This window comes from Caulobacter vibrioides OR37 (genome assembly GCF_000372645.1).
Taxonomy (GTDB): Bacteria; Pseudomonadota; Alphaproteobacteria; order Caulobacterales; family Caulobacteraceae; genus Caulobacter; species Caulobacter vibrioides_E.
In genome coordinates, this window is the sequence record NZ_APMP01000064.1 from 1 (window position 1) to 1,313 (window position 1,313).

Annotated in this window: 1 protein-coding gene; it reads right to left on the bottom strand. The window is 67.9% G+C overall.

From position 1 onward, the window contains the following. A partial coding sequence (locus tag OR37_RS20500) for a UDP-glucose dehydrogenase family protein (protein WP_004625463.1) occupies positions 1-1,302 on the bottom strand: 1,302 nt, incomplete at its 3' end. Positions 1,303-1,313: the final 11 nt, after the last annotated feature.

Genomic DNA, 1,313 nt, shown 5'->3' on the forward strand with positions numbered 1-1,313 from the left:
CCGCCCGATGGAGGCGTAGGTGAAGCCGTGTCGGACCATTTCGGCGGGCTTGTAGACGTTGCGCAGGTCGACGACGGTGGGAGACTTGAGGAGCAGTTTGAGGCGGTCGAGATCCAGGGCCCGGAACTGGTCCCATTCGGTGAGGATCACCAGGGCGTCGGCGCCCTCGGCCGCGTCATAGGCGCCGGCCTTGAAGTCGACGCCCGCCAGCAGCTTCTCGGCCTCGTGGCGGCCCTCGGGGTCGAAGGCCTGGACCTTGGCGCCCAGGGCTTGCAGGGCCGGGACGATGTCGAGGCTGGGCGCGTCGCGCATGTCGTCGGTGTTGGGCTTGAAGGTCAGGCCCAGCACCCCGATCGTCTTGCCGGTCAGGTCCTGGGCCCCGATCGCGGCGGCCACCTTGCCGGCCATGGCCTTCTTGCGCGCGTCATTGACCTCGACCGTGGTCTCGATCAGCCGCGTCGGCGCGCCGTAGTCCTGGGCGGTCTTGACCAGGGCCAGGGTGTCCTTGGGGAAGCACGATCCGCCATAGCCCGGGCCGGCGTTGAGGAACTTGCCCCCGATCCGCTTGTCCAGGCCGATGCCCTTGGCCACCTGCTGGACGTCGGCCCCCACCTTCTCGCACAGGTCGGCCATCTCGTTGATGAAGGTGATCTTCATCGCCAGGAAGGCGTTGGCCGCGTACTTGATCAGCTCGCTGGTCCGCCGGCCGGTGAAGACGATCGGGGTCTCGTTCAGGAACAGCGGCCGGTAGAGGTCGCGCATCACCGCCTGGGCCCGCTCGTCGTCGGTCCCCACCACCACCCGGTCGGGACGCTTGAAGTCCTCGATCGCCGCGCCCTCGCGCAGGAACTCCGGGTTGGAGACCACCGCGAACTGGGCGTTCGGATTGGCCTTGCGGATGATCGCCTCGACCTCGTCGCCGGTGCCGACCGGCACGGTCGACTTGGTCACCACCACGGTGAAGCCGTCGATCAGCCCGGCGATCTCCTCGGCCGCCGCGTAGACATAGCTAAGGTCGGCGTGGCCATCACCCCGTCGCGTCGGCGTGCCCACCGCGATGAACACCGCGTCGGCGCCGCGGATCGCCCGCGCCCCGTCCAGCGTGAAGAACAGCCGCCCCTCGCGGACATTGCGCGCCACCAGGTCGTCCAGACCAGGCTCGAAGATCGGGATCTCCCCCTTCTCCAGTCGCGCGATCTTGCCCGGATCCTTGTCGATGCACGTCACCTCGTGACCGAAGTCGGCGAAACACGCCCCCGACACCAGCCCCACATAACCCGTGCCAATCATCGCTACGCGCATCGATGTATTCC